20 protein-coding genes are annotated in these 21,919 nt (G+C 73.0%); 10 read left to right on the top strand and 10 right to left on the bottom strand.

The window, feature by feature from the left end:
* Window positions 1-358: 358 nt before the first annotated feature.
* Complete coding sequence (locus ABD998_RS13365) at window positions 359-769, bottom strand: ArsR/SmtB family transcription factor (RefSeq protein WP_345439977.1); 411 nt, start codon at window positions 767-769, stop codon at window positions 359-361.
* Window positions 770-836: 67 nt separating this feature from the next.
* Here ABD998_RS13365 and ABD998_RS13360 point away from each other — a divergent pair, with 67 nt between their 5' ends.
* Both ABD998_RS13360 and ABD998_RS13355 read left to right on the top strand, forming a co-directional pair.
* Window positions 837-2,276 (top strand): TrkH family potassium uptake protein, encoded by a 1,440-nt coding sequence (locus ABD998_RS13360; protein WP_345439975.1) that lies wholly within the window; start codon window positions 837-839, stop codon window positions 2,274-2,276.
* Window positions 2,269-2,940 (top strand): potassium channel family protein, encoded by a 672-nt coding sequence (locus ABD998_RS13355; protein ID WP_345439973.1) that lies wholly within the window; start codon window positions 2,269-2,271, stop codon window positions 2,938-2,940. Before ABD998_RS13360 ends, ABD998_RS13355 begins: the two co-directional genes overlap by 8 nt.
* 3 nt (window positions 2,941-2,943) lie before the next feature.
* On the opposite strand, the gene proC is transcribed toward ABD998_RS13355, so the two are convergent.
* Window positions 2,944-3,783, bottom strand: a complete 840-nt coding sequence (gene proC, locus ABD998_RS13350) for a pyrroline-5-carboxylate reductase (RefSeq protein WP_345439971.1) — start codon at window positions 3,781-3,783, stop codon at window positions 2,944-2,946.
* Window positions 3,784-3,871: 88 nt separating this feature from the next.
* On the opposite strand from proC, the gene ABD998_RS13345 reads away from it, so the two are divergent.
* Entirely contained in the window at window positions 3,872-4,837 is a 966-nt protein-coding gene (locus tag ABD998_RS13345) for a cation diffusion facilitator family transporter (protein WP_345439969.1), read from the top strand.
* Window positions 4,838-4,865: 28 nt separating this feature from the next.
* Window positions 4,866-5,789, top strand: a complete 924-nt coding sequence (locus tag ABD998_RS13340) for an LLM class F420-dependent oxidoreductase (RefSeq protein ID WP_345439967.1) — start codon at window positions 4,866-4,868, stop codon at window positions 5,787-5,789.
* Between the two features lie 18 nt (window positions 5,790-5,807).
* On the opposite strand, the gene ABD998_RS13335 is transcribed toward ABD998_RS13340, so the two are convergent.
* Window positions 5,808-6,269 carry a nucleoside deaminase gene (locus tag ABD998_RS13335; protein ID WP_425562986.1) on the bottom strand — a complete coding sequence of 154 codons (462 nt, stop codon included), beginning with the start codon at window positions 6,267-6,269 and terminating at the stop codon, window positions 5,808-5,810.
* Between the two features lie 74 nt (window positions 6,270-6,343).
* Between ABD998_RS13335 and upp the strand changes: the two genes are divergently transcribed.
* Window positions 6,344-6,976, top strand: a complete 633-nt coding sequence (upp, locus tag ABD998_RS13330; protein ID WP_345439965.1) for a uracil phosphoribosyltransferase — start codon at window positions 6,344-6,346, stop codon at window positions 6,974-6,976.
* A gap of 18 nt (window positions 6,977-6,994) precedes the next feature.
* Here the strand turns inward: upp and ABD998_RS13325 are convergent, their stop codons facing one another.
* From ABD998_RS13325 to ABD998_RS13315, 3 genes are read right to left on the bottom strand one after another with little or no spacing between them, the layout of a single operon-like run.
* Window positions 6,995-10,546 carry a TM0106 family RecB-like putative nuclease gene (locus ABD998_RS13325; protein WP_345439963.1) on the bottom strand — a complete coding sequence of 1,184 codons (3,552 nt, stop codon included), beginning with the start codon at window positions 10,544-10,546 and terminating at the stop codon, window positions 6,995-6,997.
* Window positions 10,547-10,590: 44 nt separating this feature from the next.
* On the bottom strand, window positions 10,591-10,929 hold the full coding sequence (locus tag ABD998_RS13320; RefSeq protein WP_345439961.1) for a hypothetical protein: 339 nt from the start codon (window positions 10,927-10,929) through the stop codon (window positions 10,591-10,593).
* Window positions 10,926-12,659: a PspC domain-containing protein gene (locus tag ABD998_RS13315; protein ID WP_345439959.1), complete on the bottom strand. Its 1,734-nt coding sequence runs from the start codon at window positions 12,657-12,659 to the stop codon at window positions 10,926-10,928. The genes ABD998_RS13320 and ABD998_RS13315 overlap by 4 nt, the downstream gene beginning before the upstream one ends.
* Window positions 12,660-12,763: 104 nt before the next feature.
* Here ABD998_RS13315 and ABD998_RS13310 point away from each other — a divergent pair, with 104 nt between their 5' ends.
* From ABD998_RS13310 to ABD998_RS13300, 3 genes are all read left to right on the top strand, one after another.
* Window positions 12,764-13,945, top strand: a complete 1,182-nt coding sequence (locus ABD998_RS13310; RefSeq protein WP_345439957.1) for an ATP-binding protein — start codon at window positions 12,764-12,766, stop codon at window positions 13,943-13,945.
* Entirely contained in the window at window positions 13,932-14,597 is a 666-nt protein-coding gene (locus ABD998_RS13305) for a response regulator transcription factor (protein WP_345439955.1), read from the top strand. Before ABD998_RS13310 ends, ABD998_RS13305 begins: the two co-directional genes overlap by 14 nt.
* A 301-nt stretch (window positions 14,598-14,898) precedes the next feature.
* The gene (locus ABD998_RS13300) at window positions 14,899-16,956 is read left to right on the top strand and encodes an NAD(+) synthase (RefSeq protein ID WP_345439953.1); all 2,058 of its coding nucleotides are present in this window, start codon (window positions 14,899-14,901) and stop codon (window positions 16,954-16,956) included.
* 12 nt (window positions 16,957-16,968) lie between these two features.
* Here the strand turns inward: ABD998_RS13300 and ABD998_RS13295 are convergent, their stop codons facing one another.
* Entirely contained in the window at window positions 16,969-17,517 is a 549-nt protein-coding gene (locus tag ABD998_RS13295) for a hypothetical protein (protein WP_345439951.1), read from the bottom strand.
* 48 nt (window positions 17,518-17,565) lie between these two features.
* Entirely contained in the window at window positions 17,566-18,465 is a 900-nt protein-coding gene (locus ABD998_RS13290; protein ID WP_345439949.1) for a LysR family transcriptional regulator, read from the bottom strand.
* A gap of 69 nt (window positions 18,466-18,534) precedes the next feature.
* Here ABD998_RS13290 and ABD998_RS13285 point away from each other — a divergent pair, with 69 nt between their 5' ends.
* Window positions 18,535-19,755, top strand: a complete 1,221-nt coding sequence (locus ABD998_RS13285; RefSeq protein WP_345439947.1) for an MFS transporter — start codon at window positions 18,535-18,537, stop codon at window positions 19,753-19,755.
* On the opposite strand, the gene ABD998_RS13280 is transcribed toward ABD998_RS13285, so the two are convergent.
* On the bottom strand, window positions 19,737-20,342 hold the full coding sequence (locus tag ABD998_RS13280; protein WP_345439945.1) for a nucleoside deaminase: 606 nt from the start codon (window positions 20,340-20,342) through the stop codon (window positions 19,737-19,739). The genes ABD998_RS13285 and ABD998_RS13280 overlap by 19 nt on opposite strands.
* 43 nt (window positions 20,343-20,385) lie before the next feature.
* The gene (locus ABD998_RS13275; RefSeq protein ID WP_345439943.1) at window positions 20,386-20,565 is read right to left on the bottom strand and encodes a hypothetical protein; all 180 of its coding nucleotides are present in this window, start codon (window positions 20,563-20,565) and stop codon (window positions 20,386-20,388) included.
* A gap of 102 nt (window positions 20,566-20,667) precedes the next feature.
* Between ABD998_RS13275 and ABD998_RS13270 the strand changes: the two genes are divergently transcribed.
* Window positions 20,668-21,594, top strand: a complete 927-nt coding sequence (locus tag ABD998_RS13270) for an aldo/keto reductase (protein ID WP_345439941.1) — start codon at window positions 20,668-20,670, stop codon at window positions 21,592-21,594.
* The last annotated feature ends 325 nt before the right edge of the window (window positions 21,595-21,919 follow it).

Here is a 21,919-nt window from a genome sequence, read left to right as displayed (position 1 = left end):
AGAACGTGGCTCCCCCAGATGCCGGCATTCGCCGACGAGCACCGCCGCCAGTATTACGGGATCTCGACGCAGCTGTCCACAGGAACTTCCGATATATCTCCCAGGTTCCCGTCGGGGAGGGAATCCCCGCTCACGCGCGGGATCCGACTATCCGGGGAGCGATGGGGACGACGCGGAGCGCACGCGTCTGACGGTCTTTCGGCCCCCGAGGACGGCTGGTATGCATGCGCGCGCGGGACCGTCGTCCTCGCGCGCCGACGGCGGGATGCACGCGCGCACCGGACATGCCGCAGAAGGCATACCGGAGGGAGCGTAACGCGTGCCGATGCCGGCATACGCGCGTCAAACCGTCGGGCTGTCAGGCCCCCAGCCGCCGCAGAGCCGACTGGACGACGTTCTTCGCGGAGGCAGCGGCACGGCCCACCGACTCGGCGACGCGCGCGGCGGGCTCGGGCAGCGCGACGTACGCCGCCGCCTCCTCGGCGAGCTCGGCCTCGTCAACGAAGAACGGCACGAGCCAGTCGTCGACCGCCTCGAGCGGCTCGGGGGAAAGGCTGTAGTAGCGGTGCTGGCCCTCTTCGCGCACAGAGACGAGGCCCGCCTCCCGCAGCACCTTGAGGTGCTTGGACACGGTCGGCTGGCTGACGCCGAGCTCGGCGACGATCTCGGAGACGCTCGTCCCGTCGTGTCCCTCCGACGATCGACGGAGCAGAAGCCGAAGGATGTCGCGCCTCGTGCCGTCCGCGATCACGTCGAAGATGTCCGCCATGCCGATAGGTTAGCCGCGCGCGCCGCCGAGTACCATGATGGGCGACCTGGGCGCGAGAGGGGACGGCATGGCGACGAGCGCGTCTGCGGCGTTCGCCGATGCGCTGCGCCGGCTCCCGCGGCGCTCCGGCCAGCTCTTCCGCGACTTCACGACGTCCTCGCCCGCCCGGTTCGCGGTCCTCGTCTTCCTGTCGCTCATCCTCCTCTTCACGGCCCTGCTCTCGCTGCCCATCGCGAGCGAGAGCCGCACCCACACCCCGCTCGCGGATGCGCTCTTCACGGCCGTCTCCACGATCTGCGTGACGGGCCTCGCGACGGTCGACATGGCCACGCACTGGTCGGCGTTCGGACACGTCGTCATCTTCGTCGGCGTCAACATCGGCGCCCTCGGCGCGCTCACGCTCGCGAGCGTGCTGGGCCTCGTCATCTCGAAACGGCTCGGCCTGCGCGCGAAGCTCATCGCGGCGGGCGACACGAACCCCCTCCGCTCGCACGGCGGCGTCGTCAACGAGGGCCAGGCCGTCCGCCTGGGCGAGATCGGCCAGCTCCTGCGCGTCGTGGCGCTCTCGACGCTCGTCATCGAGGGGGTCGTGTCGATCCTCCTCTACGTGCCCATCCTGTGGGCCGGGTACAGCTGGCTCGATGCGCTGTGGATCGCGCCGTACTACGCGGCCATGTCGTTCACCAACACCGGCTTCACCCCGACCGTGGGCGGGCTGGAGTCGTTCCACACCGACTACTTCTTCCTCGCCGTGCTGATGGTCTCGGTCTTCCTCGGCAGCATCGGCTTCCCCGTCATCTACGCCCTGTCGAAGCAGCTCTCGAAGCCGAAGAAGTGGCCGCTGCACACCAAGCTCACGCTCATCACGACCGTCATCCTCTTCGTCGCGGGCGGCCTGGTCTTCCTCGTCCTGGAGTACGGCAATCCCGGCACGTGGGGCGAGAGCGACGCATGGGACACGGTCTTCCAGGCGTTCTTCCTCTCCGCCATGACCCGTTCGGGCGGCTTCTCGGTCATCGATCCCGGCGAGCTCTACGATTCGTCGATGCTGGCGGCGTCGATGCTCATGTTCGTCGGCGGCGGCTCCGCGTCGACGGCGGGCGGCATCAAGGTCACGACGCTCGCCGTGCTCGCCCTCTCGGTGTGGTCGGAGGCGCGCGGCCGCCGCAGCGTCGAGGTCTTCGGCCGCCGCATCCCGAGCGACGTCCAGCGCGTCGCCGTCGCGGTGCTCGCGTGGGGCGCGACGATCGTCGCGCTGTCGACGATCATCATCGCGCAGATCACGAAGGCGCCGCTCGCCGAGGTGCTGTTCGACGTCATCTCGGCGTTCGCGACGGTGGGCCTCTCGACGGGGCTCACGGCGGAGCTCCCCGACGCCGCGGTGTACGTTCTCGCCGTGACGATCTTCATGGGGCGCGTTGGTACAGTGACCCTCGCCGCGGCCGTGGCCGCGACCTCGAAATCGCAGCAGTACGCGCTGCCCGTCGAAAGGCCGATCGTTGGTTGAGCAGATCCGCAGCGACGCCCCCGTCCTCGTCATCGGGCTGGGCCGCTTCGGCGCCGCATGCGCGGGAGAGCTCGACCGCCTCGATCGCGACGTGCTCGCCATCGACGACAACCTCGAGCTCGTGCAGAAGTGGTCGGAGCGCGTCACCCACGCCGTGCAGGCCGACGCCCGCAGCCTCGAGGCGCTGCAGCAGATCGGCGCAGCCGACTTCCAGGTCGCCGTTGTCGCCGTGGGGTCGTCGATCGAGGCCTCCGTTCTCATCACGGCCAACCTCGTCGACCTCAAGGTGCCGCAGATCTGGGCGAAGGCGGTCTCGCAGTCGCACGGCAAGATCCTCGCCCGCGTAGGCGCGAACCACGTCATCTACCCCGAGCGCGAGGCCGGCGAGCGCGTCGCGCACCTCGTCAGCGGCCGGATGCTCGACTTCATCCGCTTCGACGACGACTTCGTGCTCGCGAAGATGTACCCGCCGAAGTTCATCCGCGGCATCGGGCTCAACGAGTCGGGCGTGCGCACGAAGTACAGCGTCACCGTCGTGGGCGTGAAGAGCCCCGGGAAGCCGTTCCGCTACGCCGAGGCGAACACCGTGGTCACGAACCACGACCTCATCATCGTGTCGGGCACGAACGAGGACATCGAGCGCTTCGCGTCGCTCGACCGCTGACGCTCATGCGCCCTGGGCGAGCTCCTTCGCCCGGGCGATCGCGGCGTCTGCCGCCTCGCGGAAGACGCCGTCGAGAGCGGCCCCCTGCAGCACGGCGATGGCCCGCTCCGTCGTCCCCTTGGGGCTCGTGACGCGTCGGCGCAGCTCGGCGGGGTCCTCGCCCGTCGCGTCGAGGAGCGCGGACGCGCCGATGAACGTGCCCTCCGTCATGGCGCGCGCATCCGCCTCGGAGAAGCCGTGCTCCACGGCGACGCGCGTGAACAGCTCGACGAGCAGATAGACGTACGCGGGTCCGGAGCCGGAGATCGCCGAGAGCGCGTCGATCCGGTCCTCCGGCACCTCGATGACGATGCCGACCGTCTCGAAGAGTCGCCGCACGAGCGCGACATCGTCGTCGGAGGTCGCGGCCCCGCGCACGAGCCCCGTCACGCCCTTGCCGACGAGCGCCGGGGTGTTGGGCATCGAGCGGAGCACCGACACGTCGTCTCCGAGGATGGTCCGGAAGGTCTCGAGCGTCACACCGGCCGCGAGGCTCACGACGATCGCGTCGTCCCGCAGCGCGGGGGCGATCTCTCGCAGCAGGTCGGGGACCATGGCGGGCTTCACGCCGATGAAGACCACGCGGGCTCCCGAGGCTGCGCGCGTGTTGCCGCCCGGCTCCTCCTCGAGCGCGATGCTCGTGACGCCGTCGAGGCCGGAGAGCTCGGCGGCCTTCGCCGCGGAGCGGTTGGTCGCGAACAGGGCGGCATCGCCGGCCAGTCCGCTCGCGACGAGACCGCGCAGGATCGCGCCGCCCATCGAGCCGGCACCGAGGAACGCGACGGAGGGGAGGGTCTCAGGCATACGACGATCCTATGGACCCGCGCTGAGGCGCCGCTGCGCGCCGGCCGGTCCCCCTGACGACGGCCGGCGCGCCGCCTAGACTTCGAGCATGAGCGCACACGGCGGCGGCAAGGCCATCCTCGCGGCCTTCGCCGCGAACATGGGGATCGCGATCGCGAAGTTCATCGGATGGGCCCTCTCGGGCTCCGCGTCGATGCTCGCCGAGGCGATCCATTCCGTCGCGGACTCCGGCAACCAGCTCCTCCTCATGCTCGGGGGCCGCAAGGCGCGCCGCTCCGCCGACCGGGAGCACCCGTTCGGATACGGGCGCGAGCGCTACGTGTACGCGTTCGTCGTCGCGATCATCCTCTTCTCCGTCGGCGGCGTCTTCTCCGTCTACGAGGGCATCGACAAGCTGACCCATCCGCACGAGCTCGAGAACGTCTGGCTCCCCGTCGTGATCCTCCTCATCGCGATCGGCCTCGAGAGCTTCTCGCTGCGGACGGCGATGGCCGAGAGCAACCAGATCCGGGAACGCGGGCAGTCGTGGGCCTCCTTCGTCCGGCGTGCGAAGGCGCCGGAGCTCCCCGTCGTCCTGCTCGAGGACGTCGCCGCGCTCACCGGTCTCGTGCTGGCGCTCCTCGGCGTCGGTCTCACGGCGATCACGGGCGACGCCGTGTTCGACGCGATCGGCACGCTCTGCATCGGCGCGCTCCTCATCCTCGTCGCGATCGTGCTCGGCATCGAGACGAAGAGCCTCCTCGTCGGCGAGGGCGCCACGGAGGCCGACTTCGACCGCATCGTCGCCGCGATCGAGGGCGGGCCGGAGGTCGAGAAGCTCATCCACGTGAAGACGCTGTACGTGGGTCCGGAGGAGCTGCTCGTCGCCGGGAAGATCGGCCTGCCCGAGGACATCTCGGTCGCCGACGCGGCGCGTGACATCGACGCGGTCGAGGCGCGCATCCGCGAGGCCGTCCCGGCGGCGCGCATCATCTTCCTCGAGCCGGACGTGTACCGCTCGCCCACCGAGCAGGCGCCCCCGACCGAGACGTTCATCCTGAAGTCGTCGGACTGACCGGCGCTGCCGCTGACAGACTGGCGGCATGGAGTTCTGCGTCTTCACCGAGCCCCAGATGGGGGCCAGCTACGACACCCAGCTCGCGTTCGCCAGGAAGGCGGAGAGGAGCGGCTTCGACGGGTACTTCCGCTCGGACCACTACCTCACCCTCGACGGCGACGGCCTTCCCGGCCCGACCGACGCGTGGACGACGCTCGCCGGTCTCGCCCGTGAGACGTCGACCATCCGCCTCGGCACGCTCGTGTCGTCGGTGACGTACCGCTGGCCGGGCATCCTCGCGATCCAGGTGGCCCAGGTCGATGCCATGTCGGGCGGGCGCGTCGAGCTGGGGCTCGGCACGGGGTGGTTCCAGGCCGAGCACGAGGCGTACGCCATCCCGTTCCCCGCGAAGCGGTTCGGTCTCCTCGAGGAGCAGCTGGAGATCGTGCAGGGGCTGTGGGCGACGCCCGTGGGCGAGCGCTACTCGTTCGAGGGAGAGCACTACCGCCTCGTCGACGCGCCGGCGCTGCCCAAGCCCGTGCAGGATCGCGTGCCCGTCATCGTCGGAGGGGGCGGGACGAAGCGCACGCCCGAGCTCGCGGCGCGCTTCGCGACCGAGTTCAACGCCGTCTTCGCGTCGGAGGAGGAGATCGGCGCGCGGTTCGCCCGCGTCCGCGAGGCGTGCGAGCGGGACGGTCGCGACCCCGCGACGCTCAAGCTGAGCGCCGGCCTCACGACGGTCGCGGGGGCGACGGAAGCCGATCTCGCACGCCGCGCGGAGGCGATCGGCACCGACGCGGAGACGTTCGCGGCCGGCACGGGCTTCTTCGGCGACGCGCCCGGGATCGCCGAGAAGGTCGAGCGGCTGAAGGCGCTCGGGGCGACGCGCATCTACTTCCAGCTGCTCGATCTCTCGGACCTCGACCACATCGCGTACCTCGGAGAGGAGGTCCTGCCGCTCGTCCGCTGAGACAGGCGGCGCGCCCCCTCAGCGGCGCGCGTCGAAGAAGCGCCGCAGCCGCGCGGCCGACTCGACCTCGCGGACGCCGGCGACGACCTCCGCGCGGTACGGGAGGCGCCGGTCGCGCACGACGTCGTAGAGCGAACCGGCCGCCCCCGCCTTGTCGTCCCATGCGCCGAAGACGAGGCGCCCGATGCGGGCCTGGAGCAGGGCCCCGGCGCACATGAGGCACGGCTCGAGCGTCACCACGAGTGTGCAGCCCTCGAGGTTCCACGAACCCGTCGCCGCTCCCGCCTCGCGGAGCGCGACGACCTCGGCGTGAGCGGAGGGATCGTGCATGTGCTCGCGCAGGTTGCGGCCCTCGCCGAGCACCGCGCCGTCGGGGCCGAGCACGACGGCGCCGACGGGAATGTCGCCGTCTGCCGCGGCGAGGTCGGCGAGCGCGAGCGCGCGCCCCATCGCGGCGCGGTCGGCGGAGGACGCGTTCACGCCTCCGAGCCTACGACGCGCGCTCTCGCGCAGCGGCGGGTGTCCATGCAGGTGCGCCCCGGTAGCCTGGTGGCATGCGCCTGCACGTCGCCGACCATCCGCTCATCACGCACAAGCTCACGGTGCTGCGCGACGAGGCGACGTCCTCGCCGGTCTTCCGCCAGCTGACGGAGGAGCTCATGACGCTCCTCGCCTACGAGGCCACGCGCAACGTGCGCGTCGAGCCCGTGACCATCCGCACGCCCGTCGTCGAGACGACGGGCGTCAAGATCGCCGAGCCGCGGCCGCTCGTCGTGCCGATCCTGCGCGCCGGCCTCGGCATGCTCGAGGGGATGACGAAGCTCATCCCGACCGCGGAGGTCGGCTTCCTCGGCATCGTCCGCAACGAGCAGACGCTGCAGCCCTCGACGTACGCCGAGCGCCTGCCCGACGATCTCAGCGGGCGGCAGTGCTTCGTGCTCGACCCCATGCTCGCGACGGGCGGGTCGCTCGCGGCCGCCATCAAGTACCTCTTCGACCGCGGTGCGACCGAGGTCACCGCGGTCTGCCTGCTCGGCACACCGGAGGGCCTGCACGCGATCGAGTCGCTCGTGGGCGACCGCGACGTGACGCTCGTGCTCGGAGCGCTCGACCAGGGCCTCAACGAGCACGGCTACATCGTGCCCGGTCTCGGCGACGCGGGCGATCGCCTCTACGGCACCGTCTGACGAGGTGCCGGGTGCTTCTCACCCGACCTCACCGCCCGTCCCGACCAGGCGGATGAACGCGCTCAGGCGCGCGACGCCCTCCGCCGTGTAGGGCAGGTCGTCGAGCAGCGCGGGCGAGTGGACGAGGTACGCCGCCACCATGGCGCGCGAGATCGCGACGTTGAGGCGGTTCTGCAGGAGCAGGAACTCGGTGCCGCGCGGGGCGTCCTTCCCGGAGGACGCCGCGAGGGTCGTGATCGACACGGCGGCCTCCTGGCCCTGGAACCGGTCGACCGTGCCGACGCGCACCCGCGCGAGGCCCGCCGCCCTCAGGGTGTGCTCGACGAGCCGCTGCTGCGCGTTGTAGGGGGCGACGACGATGACGTCGTCCTCGCCGAGCGGGCGCGACGGGCACGGGTGCGCGGTCTGCGCGTCGTCGATCCGGATGTCGGTGAACGAGCGCCCGAGGACGTCCTGGACGATGCGGAGGACCGCGTCCGCCTCGTCCTGCGACTCCGTCGCGTCACCGCGATGACGGACGGGCACCGGATGGAGCCCAGGCTCGACCCCCTCGACCGTGCGCAGCTCGGCCCCCTGGCGCGACGCGAGCCGGCCGGCGTACGACAGCTGCGAGACGGCGCCGGCGACAGCGGGGTGCATCCGCCACGTGCGCCCGAGGAAGAACCCGTGCGACGCGGGGATGACCTGCGCCCCGTCCATGACCCATCCGAGCGCCGACGTGTCGACGGGCGCAGGGTGCACGCCCTGGCTCACCTGCGGGAGCTGCTGCGGATCCCCGAGGAGCAGGAGGTTGCGCGCCGCCGTCGACACGGCGATCGTCGACGCGAGGGAGAACTGGCCGGCCTCGTCGACGACGAGGAGATCGAGCGAGCCGCGCGGGATGCGCCCGGTGTGGGTGAAGTCCCACGCGGTGCCGCCGACGACGTAGCCGGCCGCACGCTCGGACGCGAACCGTGCGACGCCGTTCTTGGGGATCAGCGTGAAGGCGGGGTCGACCGGCTCGGCGCCCGTCTTCGGCGCCTTCGCGACGAGCGCCCCCGGGACACCCGCCGCGACGACGCGGTCGAGCATGTGCTCGACGACGGCGTGCGACTGCGCGACGACGCCGACGCGGTATCCGTGCTCGGCGACGAGCCGCGCGATGACGTGCGATCCGACGTACGTCTTGCCCGTGCCGGGAGGTCCCTGCACGGCGAGGAACGAGCGGTCGAGACCGAGCACGGTCCGCACGATCGCGTCGACGTCGTCGCCCTCCGACGCGGCGATCCCGGCGCCGCGCGGCGGGCGGCGCCGCAGGATGTCGGTGGCCGCGTCGTCGGGGAACCCGTCGCCCGCGCGCACCAGGGCCTCCGCCCAGGCGTCGATGGCGGTCTGCTGGTTGCCGGCGCGGGGAGGGGGCGCAGGGGCGAGCGCGACGGGCAGCTCCTGCCAGGTCTCGCCGTCGGCGGCGCGCTCCTCCACGACGACGCCGTCGCCCAGGACCTCGACGACGCGCGCCTGGCGCGGGACGTGCACCCAGCGAGGGGACGCCTGGTTCGGGAACGGAGCGGGGCGCGGGTAGAGCAGGTAGGGCTCCGCGCCTTCTCCGACACGGGAGCCGGGGGCGAGATCGCCGCGGAGCGTCACGATCCGGCGCACCGAGCGCGCTCCCTCCGGCCTGGCCCAGTCCTCCACGATCTCGCACCGCGAGGCGTCGACTGCGAGCACGTCGCGGGTGTCGAGCCACAGCCCGAGGGGCTCGCGCAGCCGCTGGAAGTGGCCGTGCCAGAAGCTCTTCGCCTCGCGCGGGTAGTAGTCGATCGCGGCGGCGGCGAGGCGCACGGCGTCCTCGTCGGCCGACGGCGTCGACACCGGATCCGCCGCGACACGCGCGTCGCGCAGGGCCGCGGCGCGATGGTCGAGCGCGAGGGCGAGGGGCGACGGCGCGTAGGAGAGCTCGTCCGGCACCTCGGGAGGGGCGGGCAGGGCGCCGGTCTCCCGCGCCCTCTCGACGAGCCAGTTGCGCAGCCGCCGCGTCGACACGCAGTCGTACCGGTTGTAGTCCGCGAGGTCGTCGAGGATCGCCTGCGCGGCAGACTCGTCCCCCGCGTCCTCGAGCGCTCGCGCCTCGACGTACCGGACGATCGAGTCGTCGCCCTTCTGCACGTCCTGCGTGCGCACCTCGTCGCCCATGTAGAGGGGCTCGAGCTTCTTGATCGAGTAGGACCGCGACCCCACGCGCAGCGCCCGGCGCACGATGGGATAGAGGTCGACGAAGAGCTCGTCGCGCAGCATGCGGTCGACGTCGGCCTCGCGCACGCCATGCCGCGCCGCCATGGCCGACAGGTGGGTCGGCTCGTAGGGCGCGTAGTGGTAGATGTGCATGTCGGGGTGCGCCTCGCGCCGTGCCGCGACGAAATCGCAGAAGCGCTCGAGGGCGGCCTTCTCCTGCGCGAGCGTATGCGCCCACAGCGCGGAGTACTGCTCCTGCTGGTCGACCCAGCCGAACAGGTAGTCGATGCCCCATGACGTCGCCGTCGCGGTCTGCTCGGCGTGGAGCGGGTCGCCCTCGAAGTCGAAGAACACGTCGCCCCGGCTCGGCCGCGGCATGGCGCCGAGGGCGTGGGGCTGCACGACCTCGTAGGCGGGGACGGGGTGCGCGTCCTCCTGTGCATCGCCCGGCACGCCGGCGGGGCTCGCGAGCTGCAGGCGGGCCTGCGTGCGGAGGGAGTCGAAGACCTCCGCGGCCATCCGAGCCGGGCCGGTCGTGGCGTCCGCGAGCTCGTCGATCGTGCGGATGCCCGCATCGCGCAGCCGCGAGCGCTGCGACGGCCGCATGCCGGCGACGAGGAGGAGGTCGCGATGCGCGACGACCTCGAGGTCGCACGTGGCGCAGCGGCCGCACGCGACGACCTGCAGCTCGCCCCGTTCGTCCCCCCAGGCGATCGCCTCGGCCGCGGCGCCGAGCTCGAGCGCCCGATCGGCGATGAGAGCGCGCAGGCGGGCCCGTCGGACGTGGAAGAGGGGGAGGACGTCGGAGACGGCGTGCGTGGAGGTGGTGCCGTCGCCGAGCAGGAGGTCGACCTCGTCGGAGACGGGCACGCCGAGCCGCTGCAGCTGATCGACGTAGGCCGCGAGCTGCATGAGCGCGGTGACACGCGCCGTGCGGGCGAGCTTGCTGTCCTGCACGCGCCAGCGGCCATCCGGCTCGCGCACGAGGAAATCGGCGAACCCGACGAACTCGTCGGTCGCGAACGCGGCCTGGAAGAGCACGTCGACCCGGGGGTCGGCGAGCGCGGCGCCGGTGCGCGCGACCGCTGCGGCGAGCGCCTCGGCATCGGCGGATGAGGCGCGCTCGATCTCGACGACGCGGTCTCGGTGCTCGCGCCGGTACCGCTGCAGGACGCGCTCCTCGTGCCGGTCGCCGAGGCGGGCGGCGCGCTCCAGCATGGCGTCCTCCGGCTCGTCGACGGCGGCCGTGCGGCCGGCCTTCGCGTCGATGGCGCGCAGCCACGCGAACTCGCACTCGGCGGCCGCCTTGAGGTCGCTCGCGCTCCACACGAGCCGCTGCTCGGCCGGGATGTATCTCACCCTCCGACGCTATCCCGGACGGCGGACATCGCGGGCCGGCCCCGTCACCGCCGGGCCGCGACCCTCCTCTGCACGCCGCGGGCGATGCCGGCGAGCCCGGCGACGAGGACGGCGGCACCCAGCGCGAGCACCACCGCGAGCGATACCGACAGCGGATCCGCGGCGAGCGTCCACTCGACGACCCCGTCCTGCAGGGTCGTGAAGCGCGACGGATCGACCGTCTGCCCCAGGCCCAGCGCGGCGGCGATCGCAAGTGCGACGCCCCACACGATCGCCGCCCACCGCGTGCGCGGCTGCTCGGCGACGGTCGGCGCCGCGCCGGGCTCTGGCGCGGCGGCGACCGCGGTCTCGTCACCCGCTGCCGGGTGCGGCGTGCTGCTCATCGTTGCGTCTCCTCTGTCGTCTCCGTCGGCTCCGGCGTCGCGGTCGGCGTCGGCTCGCTCTCCTGCTCGACGGGTGCGATCACCCAGATCGTGATCTGGCCGCCCTCGGTCTGCGTGATGTCGACCGTGCGCCGTGCCGTCGTGCCGTCGACGCCGTCATGGTGCCAGGCGTAGACGCCGTCGTCGGCCGACAGCACCTCCTCGTCCACGATCTGCCCCGTGGCCTCGTCCTGACGCAGCACGCTGATGTACGTCGACGGATCTGCGTCGATCCGGATGTCCGCATCGACGTCGGAAGGGACCGTCACCTGGGTGAAGCCACCCCGCCGCTCGACGACGGCGGTGCCCGCGCCGTCCCCCTCGGAGGTCAGCCCGAGGTCGACGGTGCCGAACGCCTGGGCGATCTCGTGGTCGCCGTCGCCGATCGCCACGCTCTGCCAGCTGTTCATGCCGAACACGCTGTTCGCGCCGAGGGCGGTGGACGCCCCCGCCACCAACGCCACGACCGCGGCGAACGCGAGCACCCCGCTGCGCCGCCGCAGGATGCCGGCCACGACCATCCCCAGCGCGGCGACGAGGGCGCCGGCGAAGAGCGCCCCGGAGACCGCTCCGAGGATGCGCGCCTCGTCGCCCGGCCATGCCTCGTTCTTCATGACGACGAGCGCCGTGGCCGCGCCGACGACGAGTGCGAGGCCCACGACCGACGCACCGTATGCGAGCGGGATGCGGGGGCGCGCGGCCCGACGCGCCGCGCGGATGCGGGCCGCGTCCTGGGCGAAAGCGTGGGCGGCCGCCTGGCGCTGCGCGCGGTCGGCGTCGCGGGCCGCGCGCTCCGCGTCGGCCTGCTGCGCGCGCCACGCGTCGTGCTGCGCCCGCCACTCGTCGTGCTGACGGCGCCATCCGTCGAAGTCGCCGTCGAGCGGCGGCTGCACGGGAGGAGCCGCGGGGGGCGGCGAAGGGGGCACCGACGCGGACGGTGCGGCGGGCGGTACGAGCGCCGCGCCGCCGAGGATGCGACGCCCCGCCCACACGGCGAATCCCACGGCGGCGACGCAGAACGCCGCGGCGGCGAGCGCGCCGACCGGCGAGCCGTACCCGAAGACGAAGGGCGCGACGACCCCGAACCCGAGCGCCAGCACGGGGACCGCCACGGCGACGCAGAGGACGACGACGAGCACCACGCGACCCGGCGCCGGCGGCCGCGCCCCTGCGGCGGGTTCGCGGCGGACGAGCCACAGCGCGAAGGCGACGACGGCGCCGAGCACGGCGATCCACAGCGATGCCTCGATCGCCGTCCACACGATGCGTCCGGGGTAGGCGAGCTGGAGCAGGTCCTCCATCAGGGTCGCGCTCGCCCAGCTCGCGACGGCGCCGAAGGCGACCATGATCGCGACGCCCACGAGCGCGGGCCCCGACCCCGTGCGCAGGCGGATGGCGATCTCGCCCCGTTCGTCGGGGAGGAGCGCCCATCCCAGGGCGTACAGCCACAGGGCGGGGAACCCGAGCACCGCGGCGACGACGAAGATCCCCCGCACGATGACGGGGTCCGCTCCCGTGCGCCGCGCGATCGCCGCGCACACGCCGCCGATCCAGCCGTCGGCCCGGACGAGTCCGAGCGATCGGACCCAGTCGAAGAAGCCGCGTCCGACGCGCGGCGCGTCGCCCCTCGGCGCGAAGCCGCCCCCAGGGGCCGCGGGCGGCGGGGCGGTCGTCGGTTCTCTCTCGGTCATGTCCTGATCCTCGCCCGCCGCCGATGCCGCCCGCCATGAGGGATGCCCCCGATCCGACCCTGAGTTCCCCCGCGCCTGCGCCCTCCGCGTGGTTGCATGGCCTCATGGCCCTTCCCGCCCCTCCCCCGCTGACGCGCCCTCGCAGCGCCGTCATCGCGGGCGTCGCCGCGGGCGTCGCGGAGCACCTCGGATGGCGGGCGCCCGTCACGCGCCTGCTGTTCGTCGCGACGAGCGCGATCTGGGGCGTCGGCCTGCTGCTCTACCTCTGGCTGTGGGCGTTCACCCCGCTGCGCGACGGAGCGCAGCGGGTGACGCGGCGAGCTCCCGTCGCATGGGCCGTGCTCGCCGGGTCGAGCGTCTTCCTCCTCGTAGCCCTGCAGATGAACTACTGGTCGCTCTCGCAGGGGGTGCTGCCGCCCGCGAGCCTGCTGCCCGCCGTGCTCGCGATCGCGCTCGCCGTCGGCGGCGGCGTGTGGTCCGCGCTCCTCGACCGCCCCGATCCCGCGCGCGGTCCCCGCCAGGACGTCCTCGTGCGGGCGTGCGCCTCCGCGCTCCTCGCGGCCGTGGCCATCCTCATCTTCGTGCGCTCCCCCGCCGTCGGATGGCAGCTGGCGCCCGTCATGCTCCTCATCGCGCTCGCTGCCGCGCTCGGGATCGCCGTCGTGTGGTCGTCGACGTGGATCGCGCGGTTCCGGGAGCTGCAGTCGGCGCGCATCCAGGGCATCCGCGACGAGCAGCGCGCGGAGATGGCCGCCCACCTGCACGACTCGGTGCTGCAGACGCTCGCGCTCATCCAGAACCGGGCCGGCGCCTCCAGCGAGGTCGGCCGCATCGCCCGCGCGCAGGAGCGCGAGCTGCGCGCGTGGCTCTACGACGACGACGAGCCGGCCGACAGCGACCTCGCCACCGATCTGCGCGACTACGCCACGGCCCTCGAGCTCGACTACGAGGTCGCCGTGACCGTGGTGTCGGCCGGGTCGTCGGCCGAGCGCGCGAGCGGCGAGGTCGCGGCGGCCGCGCGGGAGGCGATGCTCAACGCGGCGCGCCATGCGGGCGGCGAGGTCTCGGTGTACATCGAGGGCGCGCCCGGTGCCGTCGACGTCTTCGTGCGCGACCGCGGGGCGGGATTCGACCCCGCCGACGTGCCGGACGACCGCTTCGGCGTGCGCGAGTCGATCATCGGCCGCATGCGGCGCGTCGGCGGGATGGCCGCGGTGTCGCGCGGCGCGGGCGGACTCGGCACCCAGGTGCACATCCGGTACCCTTCGGCGGGTGCCCGTGCCTGAGCTCGCCGTCGTGATCGTGGACGACCACTCCATCTTCCGGTCGGGGCTCCGCGCCGACCTCGACGGCGCGCTGCGCGTCGTGGGCGAGGCCGCCGACGTGCCGGGCGCCGTCGCTGTCATCGCCGAGACGCGGCCCGACGTCGTGCTGCTCGACGTGCATCTGCCGGGCGGCGAGGCGGGGAGCGCCGGCGGCGAGGACGTGCTGCGCCGCGCGGCACCCCTCTCCCCCGGCACGCGCTTCCTCGCGCTCAGCGTCTCGGATGCCGCGGAGGACGTCGTGCGGGTCATCCGCGCCGGCGCCCGCGGCTACATCACGAAGGGCGCGTCCGGCGCCGAGGTGTCGCGTGCCGTGCGGGTCGTCGCGTCGGGAGACGCCGTGTTCTCACCGCGGCTGGCCGGCTTCGTCATCGACGCGTTCGGCGCGGCGTCGGGGGAGACGGCCGTGGCCGACGACGAGCTCGACCGGCTCTCGGCGCGGGAGCAGGAGGTCATGCGCCTCATCGCGCGCGGCTACGCGTACAAGGAGGTCGCGACGGAGCTCTTCATCTCGGTGAAGACCGTGGAGACGCACGTGTCCGCCGTGCTCCGCAAGCTCCAGCTGTCGTCGCGGCACGAGCTGACGGCGTGGGCGTCGGCGCGCCGGCTGCTGTAGCCGGGGTTTCGCCGCGATTCGCGGCGACCGAAGCTGGTTTCGCCGCGATTCGCGGCGACTGAAGCGGGGTCCGCCTCGAGGGTCGCCCCGATTCGCGGCGACTGAAGCGGGTTTCGCCCCGAAACGCGGCGACTGCAGCGGGGTCCGCCTCGAGGTTTGCCCCGATTCGCGGCGACTGAAGCGGGCTTCGCCCCGAAACGCGGCGACCGGGACCGACGACCCCACCTCCCGCGGGACCGACGGCCCCACCGCCCGCGGGGACCGACGACCCCACCGCCCGCGCGGATGCCAGACTGGACGCGTGAGCGACTTCGACTTCGGCAGCGCGTACGGCCACGGGTTCGCGCGCGTGGCGGCAGCGACCATCCCCCTCGCCATCGCCGACCCGGCGGCCAACGCCGAGACCGTCCTCGAGACGGCGCGCGGCCTGCACGACGACGCCGTCGCGGTCGCCGTCTTTCCCGAGCTGTGCCTGTCGGGGTACGCGATCGACGACCTCGTGCTGCAGGATCCGCTCCTCGACGCGGTCGTCGAGGCGATCGAGACCATCGTCGCGGCCTCGGCCGACCTGCTGCCCGTGCTCGTCGTCGGCGCGCCGCTCGCGCACCGCAGCCGCGTCTACAACGCGGCCGTCGTCATCCACAGGGGGCGCATCCTCGGAGTCGCGCCCAAGTCGTACCTGCCGACGTACCGCGAGTTCTACGAGCGCCGCTGGTACGCGCCCGGCGACGACCAGCGCGGCGACATCCGCATCGGCGCGCACCTCGCGCCGTTCGGCCCCGACCTGCTCTTCGAGGCGCAGGACGTCGCCGGCCTCGTCGTGCACGTCGAGGTCTGCGAGGACATGTGGGTGCCCGTCCCGCCCTCGTCGCTCGCCGCGCTCGCCGGCGCGACCGTGCTCCTCAACCTGTCGGGGAGCCCGATCACGATCGCCAGGGCGGACGACCGGCACCTGCTGTGCAAGTCGGCCTCTGCGCGCTGCTCGGCCGTCTACGCGTACGCCGCCGCGGGGCTCGGCGAGTCGACGAACGACGTCTCCTGGGATGGCCAGACCATGGTCTACGAGTCGGGTGCGCTCCTCGCCGAGACGGAGCGGTTCCCCGACGGCCCGCGAGTCTCGGTCGCCGACGTCGACCTCGACCGGCTGCGCCAGGACCGACTGCGCCAGGGCACGTTCGACGACAACCGGCGCACTCTCGCCGACCGCACGGAGTTCCGCACCGTCGCCTTCGAGCTCGACCCTCCCCGTGGCGACGTGGGTCTGCGGCGGGCGCTCGACCGGTTCCCCTTCGTTCCGGATGACCCCGCGCGCCTCGCGCAGGACTGCTACGAGGCCTTCCACATCCAGGTCTCGGGTCTCGTGCAGCGGCTCTCGGCGATCGGCGGCCCGAAGCCGGTCATCGGCGTGAGCGGCGGGCTCGACTCGACGCACGCCCTCCTCGTCATCGCGCGTGCGATGGACCGGATGGGGCGGCCGCGCAGCGACATCCTCGCCTACACGATGCCGGGATTCGCGACGAGCGACCACACGAAGTCCAACGCCATCGCGCTCGCCGAGTCGATCGGCGCGACGATCGAGACCATCGACATCCGCCCGGCCGCGACCGAGCTGCTGCAGAAGATGGGCCACCCGGCGGGCAGCGGCGCGCCGGTCTACGATGTGACGTTCGAGAACGTGCAGGCGGGCCTGCGCACCGACTACCTCTTCCGGCTCGCCAACCACCACGGCGGCATCGTCGTCGGCACGGGCGACCTCTCGGAGATCGCCCTCGGATGGGCGACCTACGGCGTCGGCGACCACATGAGCCACTATTCGGTGAACACGGGCGTGCCGAAGACGCTCATCCAGCACCTCATCCGGTGGGTGATCGCGGAGGGCGAGGGCGTCTCCGCCGAGGAGGCCCGCGTGCTGCAGTCGGTGCTCGACACCGAGATCAGCCCCGAGCTCGTGCCGGCCGGGCAGGACGGCAAGGTGCAGTCGACCGAGAGCACGATCGGCCCCTACGCCCTGCACGACTTCACGCTCTTCCACGTGCTGCGCTACGGCATGCGGCCGTCGAAGATCGCCTTCCTCGCGGAGAGGGCGTGGGCCGACGCCGATGCCGGCGCCTGGCCCCCGGGGTTCCCCGCCGAGGACCGGTACGCCTACGACCTCGCGACGATCGCGAAGTGGGAGCGGGTGTTCCTCGCGCGATTCTTCGGCTTCGCGCAGTTCAAGCGGTCGGCCATCCCGAACGGACCGAAGGTGTCGCCCGCAGGATCGCTCTCGCCGCGCGGCGACTGGCGCGCGCCCTCCGACGGCAACGCCCGCGCCTGGATCGCCGAGCTGGAGGCCGCCCTGCCCCAGTACCTGGACTGACGCCGAACCGGGCTACTCCCGGCGGTCGAACTCCCGGTCGCGCAGCCCCACCCGGTCCGGGATCTGCATGGACAGCCCCGGCAGCCAGCTGGCCGGATCCGGCCACGGGCGCGACGACGGCAGCGCGCGCAGCATGCGCCCGGCCGTCCCCTCGCCCTTCACCGGCACGACCCGTCGCGGGGCGCGGTGCCCGAGCGCACCGCACCACCAGTGGCGCCATATCTCCGGGGCGTCGTCGGGCTCCAGCACGAGGTAGTAGTCGGGCATGAGCGCGTCGCCGCGCGCGAACCGCGCGAGGGCGTCTCCGATCTCGGCCTCGAGCGCGCCGAGCGTCGAACGCTCCTCGAACAGCTCGATCCACGCCGCGGCGACGTGCTCGAGCGGGTCGGCGTCGTGCACGACCCAGGGCGTGCCGGCCGCCGCGATCCGATGGGAGGCGATGGCGGGCTCCGACCCGCGCAGCGCGAGCGCCGAGACGCCGCCGAGCGCGTCGACGGAGGCGAGCACGTCGTCGGCACCGGGGCCGACGACGGCGACGATGGTTCCGGTGGGTGCGTCCATGCCTCAGGATGGCACAGGCGCCACCCGTCGTGGAGGATCGCGCGCCGCCTACCCCTCCGCCCAGATCCGCCGCTCGCGCGCGACTCGGACGACGGTGTCGCGGACGAGCAGCACGGCCGCGCGCGCCTCTCCTCCGGCGGTGACGGCGCACATCCGTCGCGACGCGAGCCGGCTGCGGATGGGCACCTGCACGCAGTCCGCCGGCACGACGGGCTGCTCGGGCATGACGGCGAGGCCGAGCCCGGCCGTGACGAGGCCGCGCACCGTGATGAGATCCTCCCCCTCGAACGCGATGCGCGGCGTCCGCTCGCTGCGCGCGAAGAGGGCGTCGAGCGAGTCGCGCAACCCGAACCCCGGGGCGAGCGTCACGACGGGCCAGTCCGCGATGTCGGGCACCGAGACCGATGCGCGGCTCGCGAGCGGATGGCCGTCCGGTACGAGCGCGACGAGGGGCTGCTCGAAGAGCGGCACGACGTCGACGTCTCCCCCGATCGCCGGCATGTCGACGACGAGCGCCATCGCCACGCGCCCCGCGCGCAGCTGGTCGATGAGCACCGACCGCGCACCCTGGTGCAGCTCGAAGCGGATGTCGGGGCGCTCGCGGCGCACGGCGCTGATGACCTCGGGGATGAACCGCTCGCCCAGCGACGTCTGGAAGGCGAGCGAGACGGTCGAGGCCGATGCGCCGACGACCGCGTCGATGCCCTCCTCTACCGTCTGCAGCGCGCGGCGGAAGGCGGGGAGCAGCGCCCTCGCCTCGTCCGTGAGCCGTACGCCGCGGCCCTCCCGCACCACGAGCGCGACCCCGAGACGCCGCTCGAGCGTGCGGATGGCACGGCTCGCGTTCGGCTGCGGCATTCCCAGCATCTCCGCGGCGGCCGTGACGTGCTCGGTCTCGCCGAGCGCCACGAGCACGGGGACGAGGGGCAGGATGGCGCGGAGATCCATATCAGGATTGTATGCGTTGTGGCAATCCGGTATTGGAGATGCATGCCTTCTCGGAGCTAGCGTCGAGACGTGACCCAGACGGCCCCCCTCCCTCTCGTCGAGGCGGCGGCCGCGACACGGGCGACGGGCCGACTCTCCCTCGCGATGTGGTGCGCAGGGATCGCCTCGTTCGCCCTCCTGCACGCGCCGCAGGGGCTGCTCACCTTCATCGCCGCCGATACCGGCCGGGGCGCATCCGACGTCGCGTGGGTCATCTCGGGCGCGACGCTCGGCCTCGCCCTGTCGTTGCCGCTGTGGGCCGTGCTCGCCGCGCGCCTCGGGGTCGCACGGGCGATGCGCGTCTCGGCGACGACCTCGGCGCTCATCGCCCTCCTGCTGCCGCTCTCCCCCACGCTCGAGGTGCTCGTCGCGGGGCGCTTCCTGCAGGGCGCGGCGATCGGCGGCATCCCCGCCCTCGCCGTCGCGCTCGTGCACGAGGCGGTCGCGGGGCGCACGGCCGCCGTGGTCGCCGGCGGCTACATCGCCGCCGCCTCTGTCGGCGGCCTCTCGGGGCGCGTGGTGGCACCCGTGCTCGCGGAGGTCGCGGGATGGCGCGCGGGGCTGCTGCTGCTCGACGTGCTGGGAGCCCTCGTGACGGTCACCATGGCGCTCCTGCTGCCGCGCACCGCGCCATCCCGCGCCCCGGCGGGGCGAACGCTGCGCGTGTTCGTCCGGCAGCTCCGCGACCGGCGGCTGCTCGCCCTGTTCGCCATGGGCGGGATGCTGCTGGGCGCCATGATCGGCATGTACAACGCGATCGCGTTCCGGCTCGAGGCACCGCCGTACGCGCTGCCCGCCGCCGTGGTGTCGCTCGTCTTCCTCGCGTACCTCGGCGGGACGGCGGCGGCGCAGGTCTCGGGGCGCCTGTCGCAGCGCTTCGGCCTGCGCACGCCCCTGCTCGCCGGCTGCCTCCTCATGCTCGCCGGAGCGGCGCTCACGGCGGCACCGCCGCTGCCGGCCGTGATCGCCGGCGTCGTGCTGCTCACGACGGGGATGTTCCTCGCCCACTCCGTCGCGAGCTCCGCCGTCGCGGGGTTCGCCGGCGCCGACCGCGCGAGCGCCGGCTCGATGTACAACGTGTTCTACTACGGCGGGTCGAGCCTGTTCGGATGGCTGTGCACGCTCGCCTGGACCGGGGCGGGATGGCTCGCCGTCGCAGGCGTGCTGTGCGCGCTGTCGCTCGCCGCGGCCGTCTGCGCGCTCGTCGCGACGCGGGCGCCCGCTCCCCCGCGTCAGCCGCGCGCGTTGTAGACCGTGATCGAGCCGTCGTCGACGGCCGTGCGGTAGGCGCGGAACACGGCGATCGCCTCGTCCTTCGCGACGGGGTCGATCACGGTGATGCCGCGCGCCTCGAAGGCCGCCGCCCAGTCGTCGATCATCGGCCCCTCGTCGAACGTCGTGATCTCCTCGACCTCGGGGCCCGAGCCCGCGATGGCGAGCGTGGTGATGCCCGACCACATCGCGGCGCCGTAGCACTGCACGCAGGGGCGCCAGTTGACGACGAGCTCATGGCGCGGCTGGCCCTCGCCGCCGAGATCCCACGCGCCCACGCGGGCCTGCGCCAGGCCGAGCGCAGTGACCTCGGCGTGGCCGGAGGTGATCCCCGTCGACAGCACGACGTTGACGCCGACCGACACGATCCGCCCCGTGTCGGCCTCCGCGACGAGAGCGGCGAACGGTCCTCCGTTCCCCTCTCGCCAGTTGCGGTCCGCGAGCCGGTTGACGAGGGCCATCCGCTCGTCGAGGGTCGGGAGGACGTCTGGCACGTCGGCGAGCTCGTCGGCGACCCACTCGGGGAGCGCGATCGTGTAGGACGTGGCGAGGGGCGGGAATTCCATGGAGCCAGCTTGCGCCATGGATGTGTCGGGAATGTGTCGCGTCTCAGCCGCGGTCGCCGCGGAACAGCGATCGCAGCACGAAGAACACGATGACCGCCACGACGGCGACGACGCCGAGCTTCACGATGAACCACAGCACCGAGAAGATGACGTTCACGATCCACCAGGCGATGACGGCGGCGGCGATCACTCCGATGATGGTCCACACGCTGTTCTTCGTCATGGCCCCAGCGTAGGCGGTTTCGATGTGTTTCCTCGGGACGGGCCCCGGCCATCCCGGGACTCCTAGCCTGGGAGGACGGTTCATCTGCGAAAGGACATCCGCATGGCACGCATCGGCTCCAGCGACCTCGACGTCTTCCCCCTCAACCTCGGCGGCAACGTCTTCGGATGGACCGCAGACCGCGACGAGTCGTTCCGCATCCTCGACGCGTTCGTCGAGGGCGGCGGCGACTTCATCGACACGGCCGACTCGTACAGTGCATGGGTGCCGGGGAACACGGGCGGCGACAGCGAGCGCCTCATCGGCGCCTGGCTCGCCGACCGCAAGCCGTCGGGCATCACCGTCGCGACGAAGGTGAGCCAGCACCCCGACTTCCGCGGTCTGTCGGCGTCGAACGTCCGCGCGGCGGCGGAGGCGTCGCTGGAGCGACTCGGCGTGGAGTCGATCGACCTCTACTACGCGCACTTCGACGACGAGGCGACCCCGCTCGAGGAGACGGTCGAGGCCTTCGGCGCCCTCGTCTCCGACGGTCTCGTGCGCTACACGGCGGTGTCGAACTACAGCGCCGAGCGCATCCGCGAGTGGATCCGCATCGCACGGGAGCTCGGCGTGCCGGAGCCGGTGGCCGTCCAGCCGCACTACAACCTCGTCGAGCGCGGCATCGAGCAGACGATCATCCCGGTCGCCGAGGAGTTCGGCCTCGGCGTCTTCCCGTACTTCTCGCTCGCCAAGGGCTTCCTCGCGGGGAAGTACCGGTCGGCGGATGACGGAGGCTCGCCGCGCGCCGGCGCCGCGACGGAGTACGTGAACGACAAGAACCTCGCCGTCATCGACGCCCTCGAGCGGATCGGGCGCGCGCACGGCGCGTCGATCGCGACGACGTCCCTCGCCTGGCTGCGCTCGCGCCCGGCCGTGGTCGCCCCCATCGCGTCGGCCTCGCGGGTCGACCAGGTCGCCGACCTGCTCGCGGCCGGCCGCCTCGAGCTGGCGCCGGAGGAGATCGCCGAGCTCGACGCGCTCTCCGCCTGACCCGACACGGGCTGCGGCCCCGGGCTCCCGCGGGCTCCGGGGCCGCGGCGGGCTCCGGGCCTGCGGCGGGCTCCGGGCCTGCGGCGGGCCCCGGGGGCTGCGGGTTGCCTCGCCCAGGTCGCAGTTCCCGCCCCCCTAGACGCCCCAGACGGCCGCCAACTGCCACCCAGACCAGACACCACCCCGCCCAGGTCGCAACTCCCGCCCCCTCGACGCCCCAGACGGCCGCGAACCGCCACCCGAACCAGACACCACCCCGCCCAGGCCGCACCTCCCGCCCCCTCGACGCCCCAGACGGCCGCGAACCGCCACCCGAACCAGACAC

Source organism: Microbacterium gilvum (assembly GCF_039543865.1).
Taxonomy (GTDB): domain Bacteria; phylum Actinomycetota; class Actinomycetes; order Actinomycetales; family Microbacteriaceae; genus Microbacterium; species Microbacterium gilvum.
This window is presented reverse-complemented; position numbering and strand designations above follow the sequence as displayed.